Here is a 24,213-nt window from a genome sequence, read left to right on the forward strand (position 1 = left end):
CACCATGACCCTGGCGAGCCCTGGAACGAAGCGCGCGGCGGTGGGCTGGAGCCTCTGCGTCTGCGTGGTGCTGGCGGCCATCCTCGTTCCCTTCCTCCTCTTCGGCGAGCAACTGGAGGCCGCCACCCAATCCTTCCTGGAGGCGCGTCCACCCGACTGGCAGGTGGCGCTCGTGCTGGGAGGGTTGCTGGCGGGGGACATCGTCCTGCCGGTGCCCTCCAGCCTCGTCGGCACGGCGTCCGGGGCGCTGCTGGGCTTCTGGGGCGGCCTGACGGCCTGCTGGGTGGGAATGATGGTGGGCTGTGGTTGGGGCTACCTGCTGGGCGCCAGGGGCGGCGAGGCGGCGTTGCGACGCACCCTGGGTCCGGTGGAACTCCAACGCCTGTCACGTCTGGCCGAACGCCGGGGTGCCTGGTTGCTGATTGCATTGCGCGGCGTGCCCATGCTGGCGGAGTCCTCCGTCCTCTTCGCGGGCGCCAGCCGCATGCCTCTGGGGAGTTTCCTCGGAGCCTGCGCGCTCTCCAATCTGGGCGTCTGCGCCACCTACGCGGCGGTGGGTGCGTACTCGGCGCGACTCGGGTCATTCCTGACATTGTTCTTGGGCATGGTTTTACTGCCTGGACTCGCGCTCTGGCTGGTGCGGCGCTTTCTACCCGGGCGTCCCGCAACCCAGACATCACCAATGGACTGACAGCGGACTTTGCCGCCCCAGCACGAATTTCAGCTAAGACCGTTTTTAGTCTGTTTAGCCCTCGACGGCTTCTCCCCCGCAGCGATTAAACTCTTGCGCCCAAGCCCGGCGTCTCGTCGGGCTCAACCGCATGGGGGAGATTGCCTTTGTCCGACAAACCGCGCGTCCTGCTCGCCGTGGCACTGGGTGCCACCGGCCTCCTGGCCTGCCCAACGACGTCGCTCATGGATTCGGGCCCCCCCGTCCCCAAGGCGACGGCGCTCGAAGCCAATGACTGCCCGGCGGACGTGGCCTGGCTCAACAGCTCCACCCTCCCCAGCGAAGTGCCGGGGAACAAGACCATCTGCAACTTCGAGCAGTTCATGTGGCAGAGCATGCTCGCGCTCGTCCAGCCCGCCAGCGGCAAGCCCGACATGGTGCAGTTCGAGACGTGGATGCCGTCCTACGGCATCTTCATCAAGGACGGGGTGCCGACGGCCTGGGGCCAGGAGCCGCCTGTCTCCTGCACCAACGCCGTGAAGCCCACGGCGGGTGGCAAGCCGCCCCGCCTCTACACCGACATCATCAAGCAGGCCGGCGCGGATCAGCCGCTGATCGACCTGAAGGGCGAGTTCGTCTACTACGGCATGTCCGTCAACCAGAGCACCTACACGATGCTGACGTCCTGTCAGCTCTACCAGGCGAACTGCGCGGGTCAGCTCAAGCCCGGGAACAACGGCATCGACATCATCAAGAAGTATCCGAACCTCGCGTACCCGGACACGGCCGTCGAGCTGAAGACGAGCTGGATGGTGCTCGACGAGGCGACGGCCAGCTCGGGCCTCTTCTATGTGGTTCCCGGCCTCATCCAGGTCAAGGACAGCCCCTGCCGGCAGGTGAACCTGGGACTGACCGGCATGCACATCGTGTCCAAGACGCCCAGCTTCCCGGCGATGATCTGGGCCACGTTCGAGCACCGCAACAACGCGCCCGACTGTAGCAACCTCTCCGCGGCGCCTCCGCTCGGAGGAACGTGGAACTTCTACAACCCGGCCTGCACCGACTGCGTGACCAACACCTATCAGCCGGGCAAGCCCGCCCAGGTCTGCCGCATGCACCCGCAGGGGGACTCGGCCATCGGCACCTTCCCCGGCGGCGTCGACTGTAGCGTCAATCCCAATCAGTTCGCCTGTCAGGACAAGACCCGCACGATGCTCGCCCAGAGCACCCAGGCGCTCAACGCCATCAACAGCAGCGTCCAGGCGTTGATCCAGGCCAACCCCGGCCGCATCAACAAGGTCTGGGCCAACTACGAGCTCGTCGGCAACGTGTGGACCGTCAACGGCACGGTCCCTCCCTATCTGCAAGCGCAGCAGGGTTCGCTGTCCGCGGCGAACACCTCCATGGAGACCTTCGTCCAGAACGGCGTCGCGGCGATGACCAATCCCTACAGCTGCTTGAGCTGCCACGACATGTCGGGCCCCACCGGAAGCCAGAACCTGCCGCCCGCGGGCTTGAGCCACCTGTTCGACGAAGTCCAGATGCCCGGCGGGTGCACGAACGGCTCGCTTCCCGCCGCATGCGCCCCCTACATCGGCAGCGGCAACTAGAACCCCGAGGAGACCTCCATGAGCTACCTTGATACGCCTCGCATCAACTTCTCCGGTTCGTTCCAGGCTTCGCCGGCCACCATCAACAACACGCCCAACAACTACAACCCGGCGAACTACAACGAGGACTCGCTCAAGCCCAACAACATCGAGCTCTACTGGGAGCCCAAGGGCGACAGCATCTTCGACCTGCTCGACTGCAAGGTGACCACCGTCGAGTTGCCCGGCGGCGGCAGCGACTCCCTCATGGGAGCCGGGGTGAGCGCCCTGTACATGGGGTCTCCGCCCAAGCTGGTGGACCTGGACCCCATGCAGCAGAACGGCAGTGAGATCTGGGGCTTCAACGTCATCATCGGTGACATCAGCGGCGCCAATGTCCAGGGCGTGTTCACGCCGGTTGCATTCAACGGCATCTGGATGAATTCGCAGGACCCAAACACCCCCAGGAGCTCCGCGAGCGGCTCCGCCGCCTATCAATCAACGCTCACGAACCTGAAGTGGAACGTCGGCAATTCGGCGGTCCTCCAGGCACTGCAGAAGGCGTCCCCCCACCGCCTGTCCATCCGCCTGGTGGTCAGCGCCCACAACAACGCCCCGTACCTCTTCGCCTTCAACTCCGCCACCTTCCAGGCAATGCAGGCACAGGGGGTCCCCGCCGCCATCGTGGACAAGCTCGCGATCCTCCAGGACTACGTGATGAACGTGGACGGAGATGGCAAGCCGCTGGATCCGGGTCGGGGCTACATCCCCACGCAGATGTACGTCAGCTCCCTGCTGGAGCAGTTGCTGGGCCAGGCCACGGCTCAACAGTACGGGCCCACCATCCTGGCGGTGGCCCAGCAGCCCTACCATCCGTGGATCAACTACACCACCAAGGAGCCCCTGCCCGAACAGCCGCTCTTCAACTTCAATTACGGCAAGCTCGTTGGCTCCGTGGGCCCCTGTCTGGATGACGAGCCCACCTTCGCCGTGCCCGCGCGCACCCTGGCGCAAATCCCGCACCCGCGTCCGGCCGTGAACGCGTGGTGGGCCCTGGCGCAGCTCAACCTGGACTCCACGCCCTCGTTGACGCTCGACCTGGGCAATTCATTGCCCGTCCAGTGGCCGGGCCGTTCGCTCTGGACGGAGAAGCTGGGAACACTGTCGCTCGCGTACTACACGGGCTCCGGTGACTCGAAGACGTATACGACCATCGTCCCGTCGATTGACTACAGCAATCCCGATTTCATCGACAAGCAGTCCGGGATGCTGGTCGTCACGAACTTTGGCGGTGTCGATCCCAAGAGCCTCGCGAACCTGCCGCTCGCGCTCCGGAGCACGACCGGCACCGGCACCGATGCCGTGACGCTGACCCTGCTGGAGGAGAACTCCGAGGGTTTGAGCCTGCGCGCGGATCAGTTCATCTACCGCATGAACCCGGGCATGCAGACCACGCCTGGCTTCCAGCTCGGGGAGACCAACACCCTCAACCTCTACGTGCGCAAGTTCGGCCGCATCGAGGGGACGGAGCAATGGAAGATCGCCCTGCACACCCTCACCCCGGCCGAAGCGGCCGACTACACCCTGAAGACCCTGGGCACGCAGGGCACCAATGGCATCAGCGAGAAGAACATCTCGACCCCCGAGAACATCCTGTCGCTCTCCCCGAATGTCGTGAGCGTCACCGGAGGCAAGGCCACCGTCACCCTCACCGCGGCGGATCCAAAGAATCCCCGGATCTACGTGGACGGGCAGGTCTACTTCACCCGGTACACCTTCAGTCCCACGGTCGCTGACTACAAGCAGGACCCCAACGACCTGGTCAGCGTTCAGATCTACCAGCAGACCCCCATCACGGGCACGCCGACGTGGGTCAATGGGATTGGAGACATCCTGCGGCAGTACGGCATGCTCTATCCCGTCATGGGCCGCTTCCAGCTGTGGACCTATGACGGCATCATCAACAACCGCGAGAAGATCGCGCGGGTGCTCGGCCTGGACATCAGCCAGCCGCTGCACATGCCGGTGAGCCGCGACCTGTCCGCCATCAAGCTCAAGCTCATCCTGGATTGGTTCAACGCGGGCATGCCCTACGGCCCCATGGGCCCCGAGGGCGGTTCGGGAACGGCCTGGGACAACCTGCCGGCGGTCAGCGGATGGGGGCCCATGACGAGCCTCCTGGTGCGCTCGGGCGACATCATCGACGCCATCCAGCCAAGCTATGGCTCCAACGCCGCGCCCTACCAGGGCGGCCCTGGAGGGAACGCGCACACGCTCGACCTCACGGACGACGGCATCGTGTCGATGACGGGCTACACGGGCACGTACTTCGGCATGACGCAGATTGCCCAGGTCACGTTCAAGACGGCGCGGGGCAAGACCTACGGCCCCTACGGGACGATGGCGAACGTGTACGGCGCGAAGCCCTACTCGCTCGTCGTGCCCACCGGAAGCGCGATCCGGTCCTTCTTCGGAACGACGGTCGTGCACTCGGGCGGAACGAAGTACATCGCCTCGCTCGGCGGCAACGTGCAGTTGCTCTGAACAAGGGACTGCTACCGCCGTGACTCGCGGCGGGCCTGATGCGTGGGCCCGCCGTGGGTGTCGTGATTCCGGTAGCCCCCAAGAATGCCTCCCGAGCGCCTGGCTTGGGCGCCTGCATTGTCTTCACTTGAGGTCATGCACAGGGTTGACCTACGCGCTCAGCGCTGAGGAGGCCCTCATGCGCTCGTCCGCACGCGATGCCATTGCCAGGAGGCAGCCATGAGCACCACCGCAACCCGGAGTCAGGATGCGACCACCGACGCGCGCGCAGGGAAGGTCGACATGAAGTTCGAAGCCGCCGTCATCCCCGTCTCGGATGTCGACCGCGCGAAGGCGTTCTACGGGAAGCTTGGGTGGAGGCTCGACGCCGACTTCCGCTTCGATAACGGCTTCCGGGTCGTCCAGTTCACGCCGCCTGGCTCGGGGGGCTCCATCCAATTCGGTACGAACGTCACGTCAGCCGCGCCCGGCACGGCCCAGGGCCTCTACCTGATTGTCTCCGACATCCAGGCGGCACGAGACGACCTCGTCAGCCACGGTGTCGAGGTCAGCGAGGTATTCCATGCAGGGAAGCCAGGGGCTCAGTTCGGCATGGACGGCCGGTTGCGCGGGCCCGAGCCCGGACAGGGCAGTTACCGCACCTTCGCCTCGTTCAGCGACCCTGACGGTAACGGCTGGCTGCTGCAGGAGGTCACGACGCGGCTGCCCGGCCGGGTCGACCCCTCCAAGACAGCGTTCGGCTCCGCGAGCGATCTGGCGAGCGCACTGCGGCGCGCGGAGGCCGCCCACGGCCAGCACGAGAAGCGCACCGGGCAGAGGGACGCGAACTGGCCCGACTGGTACGCCGCGTACATGGCCGCGGAGCGGGCCGGGACGGAGCTGCCGACGTGAAAAGCGAGCCATCTCCGTCGTCAACGGCAGCCAACCGCTTTGAAGATCAGCTCGGTGACGGCTTCGGGGTGGCTGACCATCGCAACGTGTGAGCTGCGAATCTCGACGGTACGGGCGCGAGCGCGCCGGGCCATGAAGCGTTCGGCTTCGGGCGGAATGGCGTTGTCGTCGCGGGCGACCATGTACCACGACGGGATGGCCTTCCACGCCGGCGGGCCGGATGGCTCATCGAAGACGGAGGCGGCGGCGGGGCGCTGACTGGCGGCCGCCACCGCCGCGTCCTTGTCACGGATATCTGCCGCGAAGAGTTCCTGGAAGAAGGCGGGGTCGACGTAGGCGTCGGCGTCCGTGGTTCCGCCCCCCGGGAACGGACGCAAGATGAGGTGCTCGCTGAGCTCGGAATGGCCGCCACCAAGAGTGTTGGCCTCCGAGATGGTCTCCCCCTCGTCGAGTGCATACGCGGCGATGTACACGAGCGCTTTCACGTTCGCATTCCCGGTGGCTGCGTTCGTGATGATGGCGCCACCGTAGGAGTGGCCGACCAGGACGATGGGACCGGTGAGGGTTCCCAGGAAGTACCGCAGGTACTCCGCATCACCCGAGATGCTGCGCAAGGGATTCGCGAACGCGTAGGCCGTGTAGCCTTGTTTCTGCAGCCGCTTGATCACGTCGGCCCAGCCGGATGCGTCGGCGAATGCGCCGTGGACAAGGACGATGGTGGGCTTGCGACGACAGCCGGTGTTCCACGCGTCTTCGGATGCAACGGCCTGGGAAGGAGTGACGCTGACAGCCATCAGTGCCCAGAGGGCATAGAGCAGACCCAGCCGGCATGCGTTCTGTTGGGTGAAGCGCTGAGCGTTCATCGGCCTCTCCGAATGGGCCCGCGCGTGGCGCGGGACGGCGCGGAAGGTGGGGGGCCGACACGACCGCGACAACCCAGACCGGAGTCCAGGCCTGATGACTCAGCTTGGATGGGGATTCGACTGGGGCCCCCGGGCGGCGGCCCCCCGCGCCACGCGCAGCCACACCAGCGAGACCATCAGCCACGCCGCCGTGAGCGCGCTCCATGTCTGGGGCGCGCTGGCCCAAACCAGCCACAGCGTCACGGCCACCCCCATCGCGAGCACCCGGGCAAGCTCCAGTGGCTCGCTCCACGCTTTCGACTCCAGCATCCCGCTCCAGGCGGTCGCCATCGCCCAGAGCAGCAGGCTCAACGCGACCTTCTGCCAGCCGGAGAGAGGCGAGGCATGGTGGCTTACCAGGAGCATGAACGGCATCGACGCGAACAACTGGAAGACGAGGTACCCCCGGACGCCAGGTAGCTCCCGCGAGTGGTACTTCACCTCCGCGCCCTCCTGCTGCCAGTAGCCCAACGTGCGAGGAGGCAGGTCCGCGGGCCGCCAGCCCGTGGGCATCACCCAGAGGCGCAGCCGGTCCCAGTGGCTCTTCGTGGCGACGGCGTCCGCGAAGAGCCGGGCCCACGCTTGGAAGTTGATGACCGTCGGGTCCCAGGTGTTCGCCGGAGTCGTCAGGCCATAGGAGCACGGCTCGGTCTCCTCTTCGTAGGTGCCGAACATCCGGTCCCAGATGATGAGGAAGCCCGCGTAGTTCTTGTCGATGTACGCGTCGTTGCGCGCGTGGTGCACGCGGTGGTGCGACGGCGTGTTCAGCCACGACTCCACCCACCGAGGGAGCTTGGGGATGACCCGCGTGTGGGGGATGAACTGGAGCACCAGGTGGAAGGCCACCATCGCCAGCACCGCCTCCGGAGGAAAGCCCACCAGCACCAGCGGCCAATAGAAGAGGAACGAGAAGAGGCGCTGCGTGACGCTCGCGCGCAGGGCCACCGCGTAGTTGAGCTCCTCGGTGGAATGGTGCGGCGAATGGGCCGCCCAGCCGATGTTGGTGCGGTGCCCGAAGCGGTGGAACCAGTAGAAGAGGAAGTCGACTCCCAGGAAGAGCGCCACGAGTGACAGCGGTGACGATGCGTCCAGCCGCCACGGCGCGAACTGGCCCAGCTGCGTGAAGAGGGGCAGCACCATCAGGGCCACCGCGACGTTGACGCACTGGTTCATCACCGCCGTGCCCATGCTCGCGATGGAGTCCTGGAAGCTGTAGTAGCCGTTGCGGCGCACCACGCACCAGGCGAACTCGGTCAGGGCCAGGACGATGACGAAGGGCGTCGCCACGGCGTAGACGTTGATGGACATGTCTCCGGTATATGGTCCCCCGAGCGGCCTGCGCCTTAACCCAGGTCAAGCCAGGGTCCTGAGAGACGTGAGATTCCCCAAGCTCTTCGAGCGCCTCGCCACGCTGGCCCCGCTTCCTCCCGAGGAATGGGCGAAGGCCGAGGCCGTGGCGAAGGAACAGTCGCTCCCGAAGCGGGAGTTCTTCATGCGTCCGGGGGATGCGGCGGACCGGTTCGCCGTGGTGCTCCAGGGCGTATTCCGGGGCGTGCGCGTGTCGCCACGCGGGGGCGAGTCCATCAAGGCCTTCCGCGCCGAGGGCGAGCTGATTGGCGCCTACGCGGAGATGTTGCAGCGGAAGCCTTCGATGACCGCGATTGAAGCGCTGGAGCCGAGCCGCGTGCTGGTGTTCCAGACGCGGGACTTCCAGACGCTGGAGCAGGGCCACGTGTGCTGGGAGCGGCTGGCGCGTCGGGTGGCGGAGCAGCACTTCCTCCTCAAGGAGCGCCGGGAGCAGGAGTTCCTGGAGCTGTCCGCGGAGGAGCGGCTCGTGAACTTCTGGGAGGAGCATCCGCACCTGAAGGGACGGATTCCCCAGCGCGACGTGGCGGCCTACCTCGGCATCACCGAGGTGGGCCTGAGTCGCATCGTGTCGCGGCGGCGCAAGCGCACCGATTGAGCAGCAAGCCCGGACGCAACGACACACAGTGCGGGGTCAGGTCGACTGACAGGACGCCTCGTGGAAAGTTGATACAACCTGAGCCAAAGTTTTCATCCATCCTTCCGTGACAGATGGAGGTTGTCTGGCGAGCACGCCCGCTTCTACGCTCGCCCGATGACCCGACTGCTTGCAGCGTTGATCCTTCTTCCTTCGATGGCCTTCGGGCAGGTGCGCATCGATGTGAAGTTGCCTGACATCGTCTTCACGACCCCGCCGCCACTCGTCGTCGTGCAGCCTGGCGTGCAGGTGGTGGAGGACTACGACGAGGATCTCTACGTCGTGGACAATGTGTACTGGGTGCGCCGCGATGGGCGGTGGTTCAGGGCGCGCGACTACCACGGAGGCTGGGAGTACGTGGAGGAGCGGCGAGTCCCCGTCACCGTCGTCAAGGTGCCTCCCGGCCGTTACAAGCGGTGGAAGCACAAGAAGAAGCATGTTGCCGTGCCCGCGTCGTACCATGAGCGCGACCACCACCGGGACCGGGACCACCATGATGATCACCACGATGATCATCACGACGACCACCACAAGGGCGGCAAGGGCAAGGGCAAGGGCAAGAAGAAGTAGCCCGCCCTCCAGCTCTAAAGCTTGGGGAATTTGACGACGGCGGTGGTGACCTTGACGAGGTCGTAGGACTCCTGCCGGTTGAGCAGGTTCGTCTGCTGCGCGACCAGTTGCGCGCGGAACTCCACCTGCCGCGCATCGTGGTCGAAGAGCGCGTAGACGACGTAGTACCGCGCCTTGCGGACCATCGTCTCCTCGTCGACCGAGAGCTGGACGTCGTCCGGGTTCAGGCTGCTGTCGACGACACACTTGAAGCCGGCCAGCTTGTGCAGGTTCTGCGAGGCGCTGTCGGTGCGCGCCTCGTGCCGGATGAAGATGCTGCCATCCTGGAACTTGTACCAGAGGCTGCAACCGCTCAGGTTCGCGGTGAAGAAGTACGCGAGGGTGTCGGTCGTGAGATCGATCTCGCCCTCCGTGACGTCACCGGTCTTCCACGGCAGGTAGAAGGCATCAGGGGACTCGCTCTCCTTGAGCGTGGCGAGTTCGCGGTCTTCCAACTCATCGAACGCCACCGCGTAGGAGCCCATGCCGGAGCCAGGAGCTGGACCGAGGATGAGCGGCTTCTGCTTCTGTCTGCCGGATGCGTTTCCCATGAGGCTCCTTGAGCGTCACGCATTCATATCAGCAGACCCGGCACCTGACCTTGTCCACAACACAGGAGGGCTCACATTCCGCCTATGCTCGGGACGGTGAACATCTCAAGACTGAAGCCATGCGCATTCCTGGCTGTCTCCTTCTGGCTGGCCTGTACGGGGCAGCTCGGACAGGACGTCCCCGCGGAAGGCCCTCCGGATTCGGGCGTGCGTCCCCAGGACGACGCCGGGACGAATCCAGATGCAGGGACCGGTGACGCGGGCGTCCCGGATGCCGGCAGTCCCGATGCCGGCGGCTCCGATGCTGGCAGCCCGGACGCAGGTATCTCCCCCATCACGAGCGCCCGGGTCTTCTTCTCCGGACACAGCCTGCTCGACAATCCCATGCCCGACCACTTCGACGACATCGCCACGAGTCGAGGCAAGGACTTCAACTGGAACCAGCAGAACGTGATTGGCTCCCCTCTCCGGGTGCGGACCTGGGGCAATAACGGATGGGAGGGTTATCGCTCGGGCAAGAACCGCTCGGGTGACAGCATGAACGTGGTCCAGGAGTTGCTGTCTCCCCAGACGCTGGGCCCGGGAGAGAAGTACGACACCCTCCTCATCACCGAGCGGCATGACCTGCTGGGCACCATCGAGTGGGAGAACACCATCGGCTACCTGCGGCACTTCCATGACCGCTTGATCGCCGGGAACCCACAAGCCGTTACATATTTCTATCACACGTGGCTGGACATCGACAAATCCAACCCGTCTCAGTGGATTACCTATGAGAAGAACGCCCGGGCTGCCTGGGAGTGTGTGTCTTCCAAGGTGAACCTCTCGTTGCAGAACGATGGACGGGCGGACCGCGTGGTGGCGCTCCCTGGAAGCACGGCCCTGGTCCATCTGGTGGAGCGAGTCATCGCGAACGAGGTACCTGGCATCAGCGGTTCGACCTCACAGAAGCTCAACGTGCTCTTCAGCGACAACGTCCACCTGACGTCCCTGGGCTCGTACTACATGGCCGCGGTCCACCATGCCGCTGTGTTCCGGGAGTCACCCGAGGGGGCCCGGGTGCCGCCTGGAGAGAACGCGACGACCGTGCATGCCCTCCAGCGCATCGCGTGGGAGTTCGTGAGCGCCTATTACGCACAGCCTGGCGCGGGCGAGCGGACGATGGAGGACTGCCGCACGCGAATCCCCCGGGACGTCTGCCCTGGCTTCTGGGGGATCCTCGGGAGCTCCCAGAACGTCGAGGGCTGCCAGCGCTTCTTCGGCAACGCGGCTCCGGGCCAGGGTGGAAACCCCTTCGTTTGGCCCGATCCGAACTGGCAGCCGTTGCCTGCTCCGTAGTCACGGTGCGGGGCTCGTCGTGGAGGCGAGCCCCCGTCCCATTCCCCCGTTGAGCCCGCCGCCCAGCATGAGGGCTCTCATTCCTCTTGTACTCATCCACGGATCAGCGGTAGAGCGGTGCCCTCCTTACGGGGAGTTAGTTCAGTTGGTTAGAACGCCGGCCTGTCACGCCGGAGGCCACGGGTTCAAGTCCCGTACTCCTCGCCACTAAAAGCTCAGCAATCCTACGGGGTTGCTGGGCTTTTGTTTTTCCTCCGTCCCCTCATGTGCCCCTCCGGCGTGGCTAGCCGACGGCGGCGGCGCTGGAGCTGGAGTTGCGCGGACAGCTCGCTCCCCACGGAGCCGCGCCCACTGCGTAGCGCGGACGAGACGACGACAAAGCCGGGACCGGGCGCCTTGCGCCTTCCACGGCAATAACAGTCGCCGACTCGACGCAGCCGACCTTCCCCTCTGGGCAGTGGTGCGTAGCCGGTGGGTGCCGGGCTGAATGTCAGACGTGTGTCCTTTGCTCTCCTCGGAGGTGTCACTCCCAGGGGGCGTGGATGCGAATGACGCGAAGTGGGGCTGTCTGGCTGTGGCTGCTGTTGCCGGTCGCCGCATGGGCCGAGGACGTCCCAGAGGTGCCGCCCGTGGAGGAGGAACGGCGCCCACGAGACGAGGCATGGCGCAACCTGCTGCGCGTGGAGGCGACGACGCTGGCCTTTCTGCCGCACGCGGGCGTCGGCGCGGACGAGGGCTTCCTCCAGGTGGAGCCGACCCTCATTCTCGACGGAGGCGCGGAGTTCGGCCTCAACCTGGGCACGCCCGTGCGGTTGCGCCTCTGGGGCGGTGGAGGGGCCGCGGGCTTCATGCGGAAGGAGGACTGGGACAGTCTCTCTGATTGGGGCCAACTCGTGCGCGGCCTCAAGCTGGGCTCGAACGACGCGCCCGTGGGCGTCTGGTTCGGCGCGCTGGAGTCCTACAACCTGCTGTCCGCGCACCTCGTACGGCGCTACTCCAACCGAAGCAATCCCGACTACCACCCAGCGGGCGGCTTCCTCACGGGCACGCTGGGGCCCCTCTATACGCAGGCGTTCACCTCGGACGTGCTAGGCGCGCGCCTCATGGGGGCGGAAGTCGCGCTGGACCTGGAGCACGTCCTCTTCGGCCAGCCCCGCGCGCAGGGCCGCTACACGCTGGCCTTCTCTGCTGTGCATGACTGGGGGAAGGCCGGAGGTCGCGCGCCTCCGGTGACGCTGGCGCACCTGGACGCAACCGCCGTGGTGGTGGTGCGGCCGGGCTTCGAGGCCCACCTGCTTGCCGGTTGGGGAGGACGGCCCGGTGCGGGCGGCGCATGGGGTGCGGTGGTGGGCGCGGGCGCGGATGCGGTGACGCCCACGCTGGACATGCGGCTGCGGCTGGAGGTGCGCAGGCAGCATGGCGGCTTCCGACAGGGATACTTCGGCCCGGACTACGAGCTGGCGCGCTTCAAAGCGGCGGGGGCGGAGGGAGTGCCGCTGGCGGAGGCCTCCTTCCCGGACGGGTACTCGACCTATGGCGAGGCGGAGGTGGGCTGGGACGCGGTCCGCTACGGCGGCCTCTCCAAGCACCTGAAGCTGTCGCTGGGGGTGGAGGCCTTCAACTGGGGCCGCATCGACGTGGACGGGCGCGTGGCGGTGCAGCTCTTCGCGCGCAGCCTCGAAGTGGCTTTGAAGGGGCTCGGAGTGGGCATGGGGCGGCCCGGGGCGCGCTACCTGGGGGCCGCCGAAGCCCGCTGGCGATTGCTGGGCGAGAAGCTCTACGCGATGGGGACGGGCGGCACGCTGCTCTTCCCCACGCCGGAGGGGACGCTGCGGCCAGGGGCGTTCGCCTCGGTGGGCCTGGGGGTGGACAATGCGCGCTGACGTCCTCTTGCTGGCCCTGGTGCTGCTGGCCACGGGATGCGCCTCTGTGCCGCAAGCGCATGGGCGAGGCCGAAGCTTGAGCTATGCACCGCGAGAGGACTCCTCGCCCGCGTGGGTGGAGGCACCGAACGATGAGTCCCCGCGCGCCCAGAACTTCCTCCCGCGCGCTCTTGCTGGGCCCGAGCAACGGCTCCTGCGCCGCCAGCAGCCGCGTGACGACGTGACCGCCGTGGGAGAGAGCGCTGTCGGGGGCGGGGGCCGGAGCGCTGCATTGACGCGGCAGGCAGTCCTCGACGCGACGAAAGACGTGAAGGGCTCCCTGACCCGCGTCGAGGCCGCGTTCACCAAGCTGGCGGCCCGTCCTCCGGACCTCTGGGGCTGGAGCCTGACCGGTGTCTTCACGCGCTACCTCGACCAGGGCTCCAAGCAGGTGACGTGGCTTCATGGCGCGATTGGGAGCGCCACCGCGTTGACGGAAGTGGCCTCGAAAGTTGGCGACACGGACATGGAGCTGGGCTTGCTTCGCATGACGGGGCCGAAACTCCAGGCGGCCCAATTCGGAACGCTCCTGCTGGCCACCTGGGTGGACTTCCTGCACCTCGCGGACGCCGTACTTCGCAACTGCCCCATGTGCAGTGCCGAGAAGCTTTTCGCGGACCTGTATCGCGTGCAGGGGCTGATGGAGCCCTCGCTCACGGACCTCGCCTCACTGGACCCGGAGCGGGTGGAGGCAGCGACCACCGCGATGCCGGAACTGATGGGGAAGCTGACGCGTGAATTCGACACGCTCCAACGGGAGACCCGCGAGACCATGAAGCTTGGCGGGCAGGTCATCGCGGCGATGCAGGCGGTGGAGATGGTCACGATGATCTCCACGATGAAGATGGCCCTGCCACGCGTGCCGCCCTCGGCCCCTGCGGTGCTCGGCGTGGGACTGGCAATGAGTTCAGGCGGCGTCATGGTGGGCTCGCGGCTGGTGGTCTCCGCCGAGTGGGTGGAGATGATGCGAAGGCTCGTGCAGGCGGGCGTCATCTCCGTGCCTGCCGTCGGCGCGGCCGTCCTCATTCAGGGCGGACAGGTCAAGATGGCCCAGGCGCATCAGGACTTGCCCGAGGGCGTGCGCGAAGCGCTGGGGGACAGCCCCGAAGTGCGAGGCATGCAGGTGACGGGCAGGGCGGGGGCGGGCATGTCGGACGCTCCGAAACACCATGTGCTGCCGCAAGAGCACCGCGAATGGTTCGAGCGGCGCGGATTCAAGGGCGACATGGACATCGACAACTTCTGCGTCCGGCTGGAGCAGGCCGATCATGAGGCGATTCACGGCGGGGGAAACTGGAAGCTGGGACGCACATGGCCCGGCGAGTGGAACAGGATGATTATGAAGGCCCTGCGCGATGCCGAGATTGCCACTGGTCGAACTCTGACGCGGAACGAGATCCTGACTCTCGTAGCGAAGAGCATGCGGGACTATAGGATCCCGATGAACTTCACTCGTGGGAGAGGACGATGAGCGATGGAGGTGCATGGCAGGGCAACATCAAGGCGCGCCTGTACGAACGGATCCGTGAGCGAGGCTACGACTCACTGACCGCCTTTGCCGATGCGCGCCCTGCCGTTCCGCTGTACGTCCTGGCCGACGAGCTGGGCAACGACGTTGCTGCGGTGCAAGTGTTGAGCGGCTTGCTGTACGAGGCAGAGCAGCACAAGCGGGTCACGCGCTTCGTTCGCGACGTGCTTGTGCGCGAAGTCGCTGAGGGACTCCCCAACGGTTGGCCGCCCATCTTGGACGACGCAGGCCGCTTCGAGGTTGCAATGACGCTTGGGCGCTGGTCTGCGTACACCCCAGAAACCTATGAAGAGCGCGTGCGGCGGGTGCGCGATGTGCTCCTCGCCAGTCCACCACCTCCCGGCTGGCGCCCGCTCAGTCCTGACGACGAACTGCTTCGGACGCTCCTTCCCGACGAGGACGTCTGACCCGGCGGGCCGTTGAAGGGGCCGCCATGGTGAAGAGAGAATCTCGTGACAGCAAAGGCCAAGACCCCTCCCGAAACCTATTACGCAGGGGCGTACGGGGGGCGCGCAAGGAGTCGCCGGAGGAGTGCGCCCGACGCACGGCTGCGTTCCCTACCTTGCTGGCGCCAAGCGATCCCCTCCTCTTCCAGTGGTACTTGCCCACGCGAACATCCAGGGGGGGAGTGAGCCCCCTCTGATGCCGCCCGATGTGCCGACGCGGACGGAGCAGTTCCGGCTTGGTGTCAACCGCGAGCGCGGAGGACCCGCTATTGAGCAACTGGGCTTTACCTTCTGGTTCGACAACGGAGGCCCGGATGCGGATTGCGCTGCCCTGCGCATCACGTGTGGCGCCTCCTCGGAAGCGGTCCCCAATTCGTGCGTGATGACACTCCCGAAGCGCGGACCGAACGCTGACAGGCTCCAAACTGCCCATGTGTTGGCGGGAGTGGAGCAAAGCATGGCGTTGGCCTGGGACCCTGACGGGTGTGTCTCTACATCATGGGACCATCGCGAACTTCTCTCAGACGAAGGCAGAACCGGAACGTTCGTGGGATGGGTCACGTACCTGTCGCGGCGTCGCGGCAAGGTGCCGCCACTTCCCGCCCCGGCGCGAATCGAGCCGGTCGAGGACAAGGGCACGCTCATCGTTCTGACTCCGGAGCGCTTCACGGTGGCCAACCCGGAGCATGTGGCGCTGGCGCATCGCGTTCGTGAGCTGCTGGCAAGGGCCGATCTCATGCAGCCAGTCACCCCCTGACCCGCCACGGCTCCGTGGGCTGGAAGGGCCGTCATGTGCCCCCAGTGTGCCCCTCCAGCGTGGTTCAGCCGGGCACACCCCGGAACGGGTTGGGACGGGGCGGGATGATGAACCCGAGGGAAATCAAGGCGATAGGGGGTAACAGCGCGTCCTGCCTGGGCTTCCCATTGCCTTGGCCCACGGGTTCAAGTCCCGTACTCCTCGCCACTGAGAAGGGCCCGGAATCGAAAGGTTCCGGGCCCTTCGCTTTTCTGGCCGGGTAGAGCACCAGGGGACGTCCCGGACCGGCAATCGAACGGAGGGGCAGGCGTACACCTCGCGTCCCACCTCCTTCCTTCGGTGAACCCATGCGCCCTTCCCTGTCCCGCCTCGTGCTCGCGGCCATCCTGTCCAGCCCGGGAGGTGCGGCCCTCGCGGCGGAGGGGACGAAGAAGCCCGCCACGCAATGGTTGGCCAGCCCTGCTCATGCGGCCCGCGCGGCGCGAGTGGAGGCAGGCCTGGCCCCGGTCGTCATCGAAGGCGAGAAACCCCAGAGCCTGACGCTCCCGCAGTGGATGGCGCTGTACCGGATCCCCGGGCTGAGCATCGCCGTCTTCGACAAGCACTCCATCGTCTGGGCCAGGACCTATGGCGTGAAGGAGGCGGGTGGCTCGGAGCCCGTCACCCTGGAGACGCTGTTCCAGGCGGGGTCCATCAGCAAGCCGGTGACCGCCCTGGCGGCGCTGCACTTCGTCGAGGCCGGCAAATGGTCGCTCGACGAGAACATCAACGACAGGCTGCGCTCGTGGAAGGTCCCCGAGAACGACTTCACGAAAGAGCAGAAGGTCACCCTTCGCCGGCTGCTCAGCCACAGCGCGGGGACGACCGTGCATGGCTTCCCCGGTTACGCCGTCGATGCTCCCATGCCCACGCTGGTGCAGGTGCTGGAGGGCGCGGCGCCCGCGAACACCGCCCCGGTGCGCGTCGACCTCGTCCCCGGTACGAAGACGCGCTACAGCGGCGGTGGCACGTCCATCGTCCAGCTGATGATGGTGGATCAACTCCAGAAGCCGTTCCCCCAGGTCATGCGGGAGACGGTGCTGAAGCCGCTCGGCATGAGCAGCAGTTCCTACGAGCAGCCCCTGCCTCCGGCCCTCTCCGCCCGGACGGCGACCGGGACGTACTCCAGCGGGAAGAGCGTCGCGGGCCGCTGGCACGTGTACCCGGAGATGGCCGCGGCCGGACTGTGGACCACGCCGTCCGACCTCGCGCGGGTCGCCCTCGAGGTGTCCAACGCGAAAGCGGGGAAGTCCAAGCGCGTGCTGTCGCAAGCGATGACGAAGCAGATGCTGACGCTGCAGTCGGAGTGGTTCGGGTTGGGCTTCCAGGTGGAACCCGGCACCGACCGCTTCTGGCACGGAGGCGCGGACGAAGGCTTCCAGGCCGCGTTCATGTCCTTCGGTGACACGGGCAGCGGCGTGGTCGTCATGGCCAACTCCGACAACGGCTTCCTGCTCTTCGACCGCCTCATCGCCAGCGTCGCGGCCGAGTATGCCTGGACCGCGTTCAAGCCCGAGCCCGTGTCGCCGTCCGCCCAGGCGGATGTGCTCACGCGGTTCAAGGGCGTCGACACGGCGCTCGCCTGGTACACCGCGAAGCATCGCGAGGGCATGAAGGGCCTGGAGTCGGGGCAGCTGAACCAGCTCGGCTACCGGTTGCTGGGCGAAGGCAAGGGCGCGGAAGCGGTGCGGGTGTTCGAAGCGAACGTGAAGCTCTTCCCGACGGATGCGAATGCCTTCGACAGCCTGGGCGAGGCACAGCTCCAGCTGGGACTGAAGGAAGAGGCCATCGCGAGCTACAGGAAGTCACTCGCACTGGACGCGGGCAATGCCAATGCGGTGAAGGTCCTCGAGAAGCTTGGCGTGCCCACCGGGAAGTAAGCGCAGGGCCAGCGCCGGCTGCTTGAGGGCTGAGGCAGCGATTGCAGCATCTGCAGCTCTTTGACATCCCGCGCAACTGCGGCGAACCTGGAAAGATGAGATTTCCACATGCCTTCGCCCTGACTGTGTCCTGTCTCATTCTTGCCAGCCCTGCCCACGCGGCGCCCACCCAGAACAAGTTCGTCACCATCCTGTATGAGACGTGGGCGGACTATTGGCTGTCCATCTTCGGGCCGGCGAATACGTGGTGCCGGCTACCAGCCCCCTACGACGCGAGCTGCCCGGTGGCGGATCAGTCGGTGGCGGAGTGCCCGTACACGTCCTTCCACTGGTGGGGTGCGCCCGCGCTGTTCAATGGGGACATCAACCAGTACCGCTTCCGCAAGGCGGACGGCACCGCGAACAACGCGCTCATCGACAATCACGCGAGCCTCCTCGCCGCCGCCGGAATCGACTTCATCACCATCGACTACTCGAACAGCAACCTCGTGGACTCGCGTTTCAACAACGCCACCCTCACACTGCTGACACGCTTTCGAGACCGGATGGCCGCGGGCCAGGCCACACCGAAGGTGGCCTTCTTCAACTCGGGGAGTTCGCACTCGACCCTCTACAACACGTTCTACACGGCGTTCCCCGCCAGCCTCTTCTTCCACGTCGGCGGCAAGCCGCTCCTGATGTCCAATGACTGCACCGGAGCGCCCCAGTTCACGTGCAAGCCCATCGCGGGACTGCAAAACAGCACCGCCACCTGGTCGTTCAAGGAGCGCACGCCGCAGCCGTACTACTCGAGCAACGGGTGGCCCGAGGAGATCTCCGTGGTGCCGGCGACCCAGGCGGACTACATCAACAGCTGCCTCGGCAATGCGCTGGGACGCCGTGGTGGGGCCACCCTGAACGAGCAGTGGTCGAGCGTGACGGGCAGCAACCCCACCTACGTCTTCGTGACCGGCTGGAACGAGTGGGGCTCGCAGAACGTGAATCCCGGCAACCTGTCCAGCCCGTATCCGCGCCTGCGCCCGCTCCTGACCGACGAGTGGAATCCGGAGTTCTCGTCGGACTTCGAGCCGATGTCTGGCGGGCACGGCACGTTCTATTACGACCAGCTCAAGGCGAAGGTGGCGCAGTACAAGCGCAATGCCCCGAACTTCGTGCTCCGGAGCATCAGCTCGGGCAACTGGCTGTTCAAGTACTACGTGGGCGGCAACGACCTCGGGGGCTCGAACTTCACCACGACGTTCCCGTGGGCGGCCGGAAGCCAGTATCAACCCATCACCGGCGACTTCGACAACGATGGGTACAGCGACATCGCCGTGCGAGATGTGCTCAACGGCGTGTGGCACTTCGCGCGGCGAATCTCTCCGTATGTGTACTCGCACACGGTGAGCTTCACCTGGGCTGCGGGCGCTCAATTCCAGCCCCTCGTCGCCGACTTCGATAACGACGGGCGCACCGACATCGGCCTGCGCGACACCACGACCGGCGCCTGGCACTTCGCCCGCCAGGTCGGGCCCTACACGTACGCGCACACCAACAGCTTCACGTGGGCGGCCGGGGGGAACTACCAGCCTTTCATCGGCGACTTCGACCAGAACGGCCGTACCGACATCGGGCTGCGCGATGCCGCCAATGGCGTGTGGTACCTCGCGCACTGGGTCGCCCCCTACGCCTATTCGAACGCACTCACGTTCTCCTGGGCATCGGGTTCGAACTACCAGCCCATCACCGGCGATTGGGACGGAGACAGCAGGCAGGACATCGGCCTGCGTGACTCCACGACGGGAACCATCTTCCTGCTCAACAACAGCGGAACGTTCTCCTTCGGGAATCAGGAAACCTACAGAGGCCCCTCCGGCGGCGACTATCAGCTTCTCATCGCGCCGAATTCGCCGAACGGGCCGTGAGCCCCGGCACTGTCAAAGCGTAGGAGCGAGTTTCCCCAGGGGCCCGGCACTTCTCAAGCGAGGCCGGGCTGACATAGCCGAGTGAGGAGCGACGCCGCCGCGAGGTCCGCGATCGACAGGGACGAGCCCACCAGGTAGCGCGACGGGTCTCCCTGGATCTCCCGCTCCAGCCTGTCCAGTCCCTCCAGCATCTTCGCCTTGGACTCCTCCAGGGTGGCGGTGAAGCTTTCGAGCCCCGGGGCCGAGAGGGCATGTCAGACCGGTGATGTGCAATCTCCTCGGCGGGGGCGAGCGGCTCTGGGGAAGGCGGACCCCTCTGACCCGCAGCGCCACGACATGAAACCTTGGAGGCTTGGGACTTGGAAACCCCTGGACGCAGATTCGGAAGCGCCGTGGTCATCGGCAGCAGCATGGCGGGGCTCCTGAGCGCGCGGGTGCTCGCGGACCACTTCGACAAGGTGACGCTGGTGGAGCGGGATGTCCGGGTGGAGGGGCCCGCCGCGCGCAAAGGTGTTCCGCAAGGGCCGCACATCCACGTGCTGTTGGACACGGGCCGGCGCATCCTCGACAAGTACTTCCCTGACCTGTTCGAGCAACTCCAGGTCCAGGGCGCCGAGTTCATCGACTCGAGTGGAGACCTCGCCTGGCACCACTTCGGGGTGTGGAAGCTGCGCCGCACCAGCGGCATCCCCGGGCTGTTGTGCACCCGGCCCCTGCTCGAGTGGAACGTCCTGCGCCGGGTGAAGGCGCGGCCCAACGTAGCGGTGCGCGAGGGCTGCTCCATCGAAGGGCTCATCTCCGACGAGAAGGGCACGGGGCGCATCACGGGCGTCCGGGTCAAGACACCCCAGGGCGAGGAGTCGTGGGAGGCGGACCTCGTCGTGGATGCCAGTGGCCGGGGCTCGCGGATGCCTCAGTGGTTGGAAGCCATCGGCTACGCGCGCCCGGAGGAAGAGCAGGTCATCGTGGACCTTTCCTACACGACGTGCCTGCACGAGCCGCCGCCCCACTTCCAGAAGGAATGGAAGGCGCTCTTCCTCTATCCAAGTCCTCCCAAGGCCTGGCGCGCGGGTTTCATCTCACACGTGGAGGGAGGCCGGTGGCTCGTCACCCTCAATGGCTACTTCGGGGAGCACGCGCCCACCGAGTACGCGGGGTTCCTCGAGTACGCGCGCTCACTGACGCGTCCGGACCTGTACAACTACCTGAAAGAGGCCACGCCGATAGGGCCCATCTCCCAGCACAAGGTGAAGGACTGCCGGTGGCGGCACTACGAGAAGCTGCCCCGCTTTCCCGAGGGGCTGGTCATCCTGGGAGACGCCGCGTGTGCCTTCAACCCCCTCTACGGGCAAGGCATGTCGGTGGCGGGGCTTGGCGCGGAACTGCTGGACATCTGCCTTCGCGAGCAGTCCGAACGAGGCGAGCTATCGGGCCTGGCGCAGCGCTTCCGCGAGCGGCTGCCTGAAGTCATCCGGCTCCCGTGGCTGTTGGGCACGGGCATGGACCTGCTGTATCCGCAGGCCGTCGGGAAGCGGCCCTTCGGGCTGGGCTTGCTGCACTGGTACATCCTGCGGCTGATGGAGCGCACGTCGACCGACGCACACGTCCATCGCCAGTTCTACCGGATACTGCACCTGCACACGGGGCTGGAGGCGGTTCTCCAGCCCTCCGTGGCATTGCCCGTGTTGGGCCATGGCGTCATGTCGCTCCTCCGCCCTCTTGAGCGGCTGGCGAATACCGAGACACGGCCTCCCCCTCTCCCGCGCCCAAGCCCTGTCCCGGTCCAGAAGTCCACGGAGTAGCCGCCGCTGCTGCTGCCGGTGGTGCCGCGCTCCCTCAAGCAGGGGCGGAGCCGGGGCAGGAGGAGGAGAGCCCCGCCTTTGCCGCGACGGTGGAGAAGCCTTTGGAAGGAGCGCACACCTCGTTTGGACTGGGCGGGGCACGCATTGGATGGACAGGAGCGCTATTTCCTTCAGCAGTCCCCATCGCACCTGGTGCGGAAAGAACAACGTCTACTTACGGTAGGGCACGTGCGGCAGCACCCGCTCCACCAGGTGCACCGCCGTCACCTGCGCCCGCTTCGCGTTGCAGGAGGGGCACACCCCTCGCCCCTTGCACGAGAAGGCGCTGAGAAGGGCCCGGAATCGAAAGGTTCCGGGCCCTTCGCTTGTCTACAGCCCTACCTGGAACAAGAGGATGAGCCGCGAGAAGGAGTCCGTGCCCTCCCGCAGCGCTGGATAGTGGTCCCAGCTGAGCGCGGCCCCCAGCGGACCGAAGTGCAGGTCCGCGAGGAGCCGCAGGCCCGGCCTGGCTTCGGGGAGCACCTGCACCGGCACACCCAAGCCGAGCCCGAAGCTCGGGATGATGAGGACCTGGGGCGTCGCATACTGCGTGAGCGGCGTGAGGACGAGTTGGTCTCGAAAGTCCGTCTCCACCGAGAGCGAATGCAAGAAGGACTCGGGCGCGGCGAGCTGGTAGCCAAGCCGTGCCATGAAGTGGGAACCGTCCCCGAGCCGTGCGCCCAGGCCCAGCTGCACTCCGCCCGGAATCCACCACGGCTTGGGATTCGTCAGCGTGACGTTGAGCCACTCGGGCGCGCTCTCCGCCGTGAGGCTCCGCTCCGCCACCACCTGCGCGCCCTCGTGCCGAAGCCGCCAGCCCGTGGACACCGGGAGCGTGCGCGCGGATGCGTTTGGGCTGCTGCCCACCTCCCACGCGGAAGGGACACGCACCGTGACGTGGAGCGTGGGGTTGCCCGCCCAGGTCCGGATGGGCCCCAGCAGATAGTCGATGTCCCAGTGCGTGACCCGCGCCGGACTGGGGGACAGCAGTGCGTGGCGCGACTGGACCGCGGGCCACACGTACCCCGAGGGCAGGAAGCGCCGCTCGAGCTGCATCAGGCCGCGCACCACCAGCTCCCCTTCCCTCCCGGGCGAAAGCGTGAGGGTGAAACCGAAGCGCTCCACCGGGGAATGCGTGGGCCGTCCGAACGCATCCTCCGGCGTGGGGCCCATCGAGGCCGCCTGCCCCTCTGTCACCGGGAGAGGCTCCTCGTCGAAGCGCACGCGGACCTCGCGCGTACGGAGCCCCAGGAACGCGGCATCGATGACCTCCGCCTCGGGGGTCCCGTTGCGCAGCTGGTAGCGCGCCTCGAAGCGGCAGACCGCCTCCTGCTCCGCCTCCGCGCAATCGAAGTCCAGCTTCTCGCTGAGCACCTCCGTGCGCGTGCTCGCGGTCCCCGGTGACAGGGTGAAGGTCGCGGGCGTACGCGTGGAGGCGGCCACGTTGGCGGCGGCGGGCGATGCAGCGAGGAGACACACGAGGGATGCAAGGCGGGCCGCCATGTCCGCCAGTGTCGCTCAAATCCGTGGGAGCACCGAGGCGGTCCTGCTGGAACGGAGCCGCTCGCTCAGAGCTCCACGTCGTAGGCGGCGGCCATCCGGTTGGCGAAGTTCTGGATGTCGGGCGGCGTGTCCGCGTCCAGCGTCACGCGGATGCGCCGCCCCGCGACGACGTAGGTGACCGACCGGGTCTGCGCGTCATGCATGAAGGGCCGAGGAAACGACGGACCGCTCTCCGCCGGGAGCCGGCTGGCCGCGATGAGCAGCGTCGTGAGCCGATGGACGTCCGAGCCTCGCGAGTCGTGCTCGCGGGGACGACGCACCTCGAAGCGGCCATCCGCGAAGACCTCCAGATTGAAGTGCCGCGTGTTGGGCATCCCCGGGGACTTCGACAGCTCGAGCACGACGTCGTCCGCCGGATGGGCGTCCGCGGACAACGACCGTCCCGCCTCCACCTGTGACTGGATCAACGGAGAGAAGCGGATGAAGTCCGCGAGCGAGCCTTCAACCACTTCGGCCCATTCGCCACGCGACCAGCCGTCCACGCCTTCGAGACGGGAGAAGAGCTCATCGACGTACCACTGTCGCTCATCCTTCCAGGCGACAATGACGTGCGCGCGAGGAGACGCGGCGTCGAGAAGCGTGATGAACGAGCGCCGCTCGGACTCGTCATGACTGTTGTAGCCGTCGAGACTCCGCGGGAAGAACGCCTTCCGCAGGAAGTCGAAGCCATTGGACTGCGCATCGAAGTATGCGCCCAGCGTCGTCGTGGGCTTCTCTTCGTGGAAGTACGGAAGAAAGGACAGCTTCACGGAGAGGGGATCCACTCCCGCCGGAGGCACGAGTTCGCACCGCTCGACGACGGGCCGACCTCTTCCTGGCGCACCAGAGTCACGAACGGCCTCACGATAGAGTTCGAAACGAGGGCTCGAAGTCTGCTTCACGGGCGCACCTTTTCTTGGGCTCGTGGCCTCCGGGCACATGGCGGCACGACACCCCAGCGAATCCTCCGACTGTGCCATGAAGGAACCGGACGCGGTGATGCCGCGTCAAGAATTGCAGCGTGATCTTCCAGCGCGTGCTGAAGGCGGCGAACTTCAGGTCCAGCAACTGGGACTTCGCGCGCACGTTCACGCAGCTCAAGCACGATAAGCTCGTCCGCTTCCAGCACCGGCACGACCACCATGGCCTTCCCATGCTCCCACTCCATGACGGGGCTCCGGAGGCAAGAGGTGGACCGCTAGTTGTAGTCCTCCGTCGGGCGCGCCAGGGGGTTCCTGGGGGGCGGAGACTTCGAGGG

The 24,213-nt window shown here is 66.4% G+C and carries 21 protein-coding genes, 1 tRNA gene and 1 pseudogene; 16 read left to right on the plus strand and 7 right to left on the minus strand.

Annotated elements, in window-relative coordinates; translation table 11 throughout:
- Positions 1-4 precede the first annotated feature (4 nt).
- The 4 genes from D7Y15_RS15155 (at position 5) to D7Y15_RS15170 (ending at position 5,694) form a co-directional block, all read left to right on the plus strand.
- Entirely contained in the window at positions 5-691 is a 687-nt protein-coding gene (locus D7Y15_RS15155; protein WP_120575015.1) for a TVP38/TMEM64 family protein, read from the plus strand.
- A 224-nt stretch (positions 692-915) separates the two neighbouring features.
- Positions 916-2,280 (plus strand): hypothetical protein, encoded by a 1,365-nt coding sequence (locus tag D7Y15_RS15160; protein WP_147451973.1) that lies wholly within the window; start codon positions 916-918, stop codon positions 2,278-2,280.
- An 18-nt stretch (positions 2,281-2,298) separates the two neighbouring features.
- Positions 2,299-4,803 (plus strand): hypothetical protein, encoded by a 2,505-nt coding sequence (locus D7Y15_RS15165; protein WP_121753021.1) that lies wholly within the window; start codon positions 2,299-2,301, stop codon positions 4,801-4,803.
- A gap of 219 nt (positions 4,804-5,022) precedes the next feature.
- Positions 5,023-5,694 (plus strand): VOC family protein, encoded by a 672-nt coding sequence (locus tag D7Y15_RS15170; RefSeq protein ID WP_121753022.1) that lies wholly within the window; start codon positions 5,023-5,025, stop codon positions 5,692-5,694.
- Positions 5,695-5,714: 20 nt separating this feature from the next.
- Here D7Y15_RS15170 and D7Y15_RS15175 read toward each other — a convergent pair whose 3' ends face one another.
- Together D7Y15_RS15175 and D7Y15_RS15180 are read right to left on the minus strand one after the other, a co-directional pair.
- Positions 5,715-6,557: an alpha/beta fold hydrolase gene (locus D7Y15_RS15175; RefSeq protein WP_121753023.1), complete on the minus strand. Its 843-nt coding sequence runs from the start codon at positions 6,555-6,557 to the stop codon at positions 5,715-5,717.
- A gap of 99 nt (positions 6,558-6,656) precedes the next feature.
- Positions 6,657-7,904 carry a sterol desaturase family protein gene (locus D7Y15_RS15180; RefSeq protein WP_120575020.1) on the minus strand — a complete coding sequence of 416 codons (1,248 nt, stop codon included), beginning with the start codon at positions 7,902-7,904 and terminating at the stop codon, positions 6,657-6,659.
- A gap of 67 nt (positions 7,905-7,971) precedes the next feature.
- Here D7Y15_RS15180 and D7Y15_RS15185 point away from each other — a divergent pair, with 67 nt between their 5' ends.
- Positions 7,972-8,559 carry a Crp/Fnr family transcriptional regulator gene (locus tag D7Y15_RS15185; RefSeq protein WP_121753024.1) on the plus strand — a complete coding sequence of 196 codons (588 nt, stop codon included), beginning with the start codon at positions 7,972-7,974 and terminating at the stop codon, positions 8,557-8,559.
- Between the two features lie 195 nt (positions 8,560-8,754).
- A complete protein-coding gene (locus tag D7Y15_RS15190) occupies positions 8,755-9,168 on the plus strand; it encodes a hypothetical protein (protein ID WP_233596680.1) in 414 nt (137 codons plus the stop codon).
- Between the two features lie 14 nt (positions 9,169-9,182).
- Here the strand turns inward: D7Y15_RS15190 and D7Y15_RS15195 are convergent, their stop codons facing one another.
- On the minus strand, positions 9,183-9,758 hold the full coding sequence (locus D7Y15_RS15195; protein WP_120575022.1) for a hypothetical protein: 576 nt from the start codon (positions 9,756-9,758) through the stop codon (positions 9,183-9,185).
- A gap of 207 nt (positions 9,759-9,965) precedes the next feature.
- Here D7Y15_RS15195 and D7Y15_RS15200 point away from each other — a divergent pair, with 207 nt between their 5' ends.
- From D7Y15_RS15200 to D7Y15_RS15240, 9 genes are all read left to right on the plus strand, one after another.
- Positions 9,966-11,096: a hypothetical protein gene (locus D7Y15_RS15200; protein ID WP_253905932.1), complete on the plus strand. Its 1,131-nt coding sequence runs from the start codon at positions 9,966-9,968 to the stop codon at positions 11,094-11,096.
- A gap of 130 nt (positions 11,097-11,226) precedes the next feature.
- A tRNA-Asp gene (locus tag D7Y15_RS15205) sits at positions 11,227-11,303 on the plus strand.
- A 335-nt stretch (positions 11,304-11,638) separates the two neighbouring features.
- Positions 11,639-12,979, plus strand: coding sequence for a hypothetical protein (locus tag D7Y15_RS15210; RefSeq protein ID WP_120575024.1), 1,341 nt, complete (start codon positions 11,639-11,641; stop codon positions 12,977-12,979).
- Between the two features lie 271 nt (positions 12,980-13,250).
- Positions 13,251-14,489, plus strand: a complete 1,239-nt coding sequence (locus tag D7Y15_RS15215; RefSeq protein WP_368667348.1) for a DUF2380 domain-containing protein — start codon at positions 13,251-13,253, stop codon at positions 14,487-14,489.
- Positions 14,486-14,953 (plus strand): NUDIX hydrolase, encoded by a 468-nt coding sequence (locus D7Y15_RS15220; protein WP_120575026.1) that lies wholly within the window; start codon positions 14,486-14,488, stop codon positions 14,951-14,953. Before D7Y15_RS15215 ends, D7Y15_RS15220 begins: the two co-directional genes overlap by 4 nt.
- A gap of 26 nt (positions 14,954-14,979) precedes the next feature.
- Complete coding sequence (locus D7Y15_RS46750; protein ID WP_346728633.1) at positions 14,980-15,189, plus strand: Imm52 family immunity protein; 210 nt, start codon at positions 14,980-14,982, stop codon at positions 15,187-15,189.
- Complete coding sequence (locus tag D7Y15_RS15225; RefSeq protein ID WP_120575027.1) at positions 15,189-15,749, plus strand: immunity 52 family protein; 561 nt, start codon at positions 15,189-15,191, stop codon at positions 15,747-15,749. Before D7Y15_RS46750 ends, D7Y15_RS15225 begins: the two co-directional genes overlap by 1 nt.
- A gap of 347 nt (positions 15,750-16,096) precedes the next feature.
- The gene (locus D7Y15_RS15235; protein WP_120575029.1) at positions 16,097-17,668 is read left to right on the plus strand and encodes a serine hydrolase; all 1,572 of its coding nucleotides are present in this window, start codon (positions 16,097-16,099) and stop codon (positions 17,666-17,668) included.
- Positions 17,669-17,763: 95 nt separating this feature from the next.
- The gene (locus tag D7Y15_RS15240; protein ID WP_148712772.1) at positions 17,764-19,572 is read left to right on the plus strand and encodes a VCBS repeat-containing protein; all 1,809 of its coding nucleotides are present in this window, start codon (positions 17,764-17,766) and stop codon (positions 19,570-19,572) included.
- Between the two features lie 53 nt (positions 19,573-19,625).
- Here D7Y15_RS15240 and D7Y15_RS15245 read toward each other — a convergent pair whose 3' ends face one another.
- A complete protein-coding gene (locus D7Y15_RS15245) occupies positions 19,626-19,784 on the minus strand; it encodes a glutathione S-transferase domain-containing protein (protein ID WP_255424548.1) in 159 nt (52 codons plus the stop codon).
- 147 nt (positions 19,785-19,931) lie between these two features.
- Between D7Y15_RS15245 and D7Y15_RS15250 the strand changes: the two genes are divergently transcribed.
- Positions 19,932-21,374: an NAD(P)/FAD-dependent oxidoreductase gene (locus tag D7Y15_RS15250; RefSeq protein ID WP_121753027.1), complete on the plus strand. Its 1,443-nt coding sequence runs from the start codon at positions 19,932-19,934 to the stop codon at positions 21,372-21,374.
- Between the two features lie 210 nt (positions 21,375-21,584).
- Here D7Y15_RS15250 and D7Y15_RS44690 read toward each other — a convergent pair.
- The 3 genes and pseudogenes from D7Y15_RS44690 to D7Y15_RS15260 all read right to left on the minus strand — a co-directional run.
- Positions 21,585-21,689, minus strand: a pseudogene (locus tag D7Y15_RS44690) (hypothetical protein); the annotation flags it as partial.
- A 54-nt stretch (positions 21,690-21,743) separates the two neighbouring features.
- The gene (locus tag D7Y15_RS15255) at positions 21,744-22,916 is read right to left on the minus strand and encodes a hypothetical protein (protein ID WP_233604962.1); all 1,173 of its coding nucleotides are present in this window, start codon (positions 22,914-22,916) and stop codon (positions 21,744-21,746) included.
- Between the two features lie 65 nt (positions 22,917-22,981).
- Positions 22,982-23,725, minus strand: coding sequence for a hypothetical protein (locus D7Y15_RS15260; RefSeq protein ID WP_126936200.1), 744 nt, complete (start codon positions 23,723-23,725; stop codon positions 22,982-22,984).
- Positions 23,726-24,213: the final 488 nt, after the last annotated feature.

Origin of the sequence: Corallococcus sp. AB030 (assembly GCF_003668965.1) — a bacterium.
Classification (GTDB): domain Bacteria; phylum Myxococcota; class Myxococcia; order Myxococcales; family Myxococcaceae; genus Corallococcus; species Corallococcus exiguus.

Coding starts and splice junctions, on each gene's coding strand:
- D7Y15_RS15195 (WP_120575022.1), bottom strand. CDS start 9,758: ATGGGAAACGCATCCGGCAGACAGAAGCAGAAGCCGCTCATCCTCGGT.
- D7Y15_RS15170 (WP_121753022.1), top strand. CDS start 5,023: ATGAGCACCACCGCAACCCGGAGTCAGGATGCGACCACCGACGCGCGC.
- D7Y15_RS15165 (WP_121753021.1), top strand. CDS start 2,299: ATGAGCTACCTTGATACGCCTCGCATCAACTTCTCCGGTTCGTTCCAG.
- D7Y15_RS15235 (WP_120575029.1), top strand. CDS start 16,097: ATGCGCCCTTCCCTGTCCCGCCTCGTGCTCGCGGCCATCCTGTCCAGC.
- D7Y15_RS15180 (WP_120575020.1), bottom strand. CDS start 7,904: ATGTCCATCAACGTCTACGCCGTGGCGACGCCCTTCGTCATCGTCCTG.
- D7Y15_RS15155 (WP_120575015.1), top strand. CDS start 5: ATGACCCTGGCGAGCCCTGGAACGAAGCGCGCGGCGGTGGGCTGGAGC.
- D7Y15_RS15225 (WP_120575027.1), top strand. CDS start 15,189: ATGCCGCCCGATGTGCCGACGCGGACGGAGCAGTTCCGGCTTGGTGTC.
- D7Y15_RS15210 (WP_120575024.1), top strand. CDS start 11,639: ATGCGAATGACGCGAAGTGGGGCTGTCTGGCTGTGGCTGCTGTTGCCG.
- D7Y15_RS15190 (WP_233596680.1), top strand. CDS start 8,755: ATGGCCTTCGGGCAGGTGCGCATCGATGTGAAGTTGCCTGACATCGTC.
- D7Y15_RS15220 (WP_120575026.1), top strand. CDS start 14,486: ATGAGCGATGGAGGTGCATGGCAGGGCAACATCAAGGCGCGCCTGTAC.
- D7Y15_RS15255 (WP_233604962.1), bottom strand. CDS start 22,916: ATGGCGGCCCGCCTTGCATCCCTCGTGTGTCTCCTCGCTGCATCGCCC.
- D7Y15_RS15175 (WP_121753023.1), bottom strand. CDS start 6,557: ATGAACGCTCAGCGCTTCACCCAACAGAACGCATGCCGGCTGGGTCTG.
- D7Y15_RS46750 (WP_346728633.1), top strand. CDS start 14,980: ATGGTGAAGAGAGAATCTCGTGACAGCAAAGGCCAAGACCCCTCCCGA.
- D7Y15_RS15160 (WP_147451973.1), top strand. CDS start 916: ATGGATTCGGGCCCCCCCGTCCCCAAGGCGACGGCGCTCGAAGCCAAT.
- D7Y15_RS15240 (WP_148712772.1), top strand. CDS start 17,764: ATGAGATTTCCACATGCCTTCGCCCTGACTGTGTCCTGTCTCATTCTT.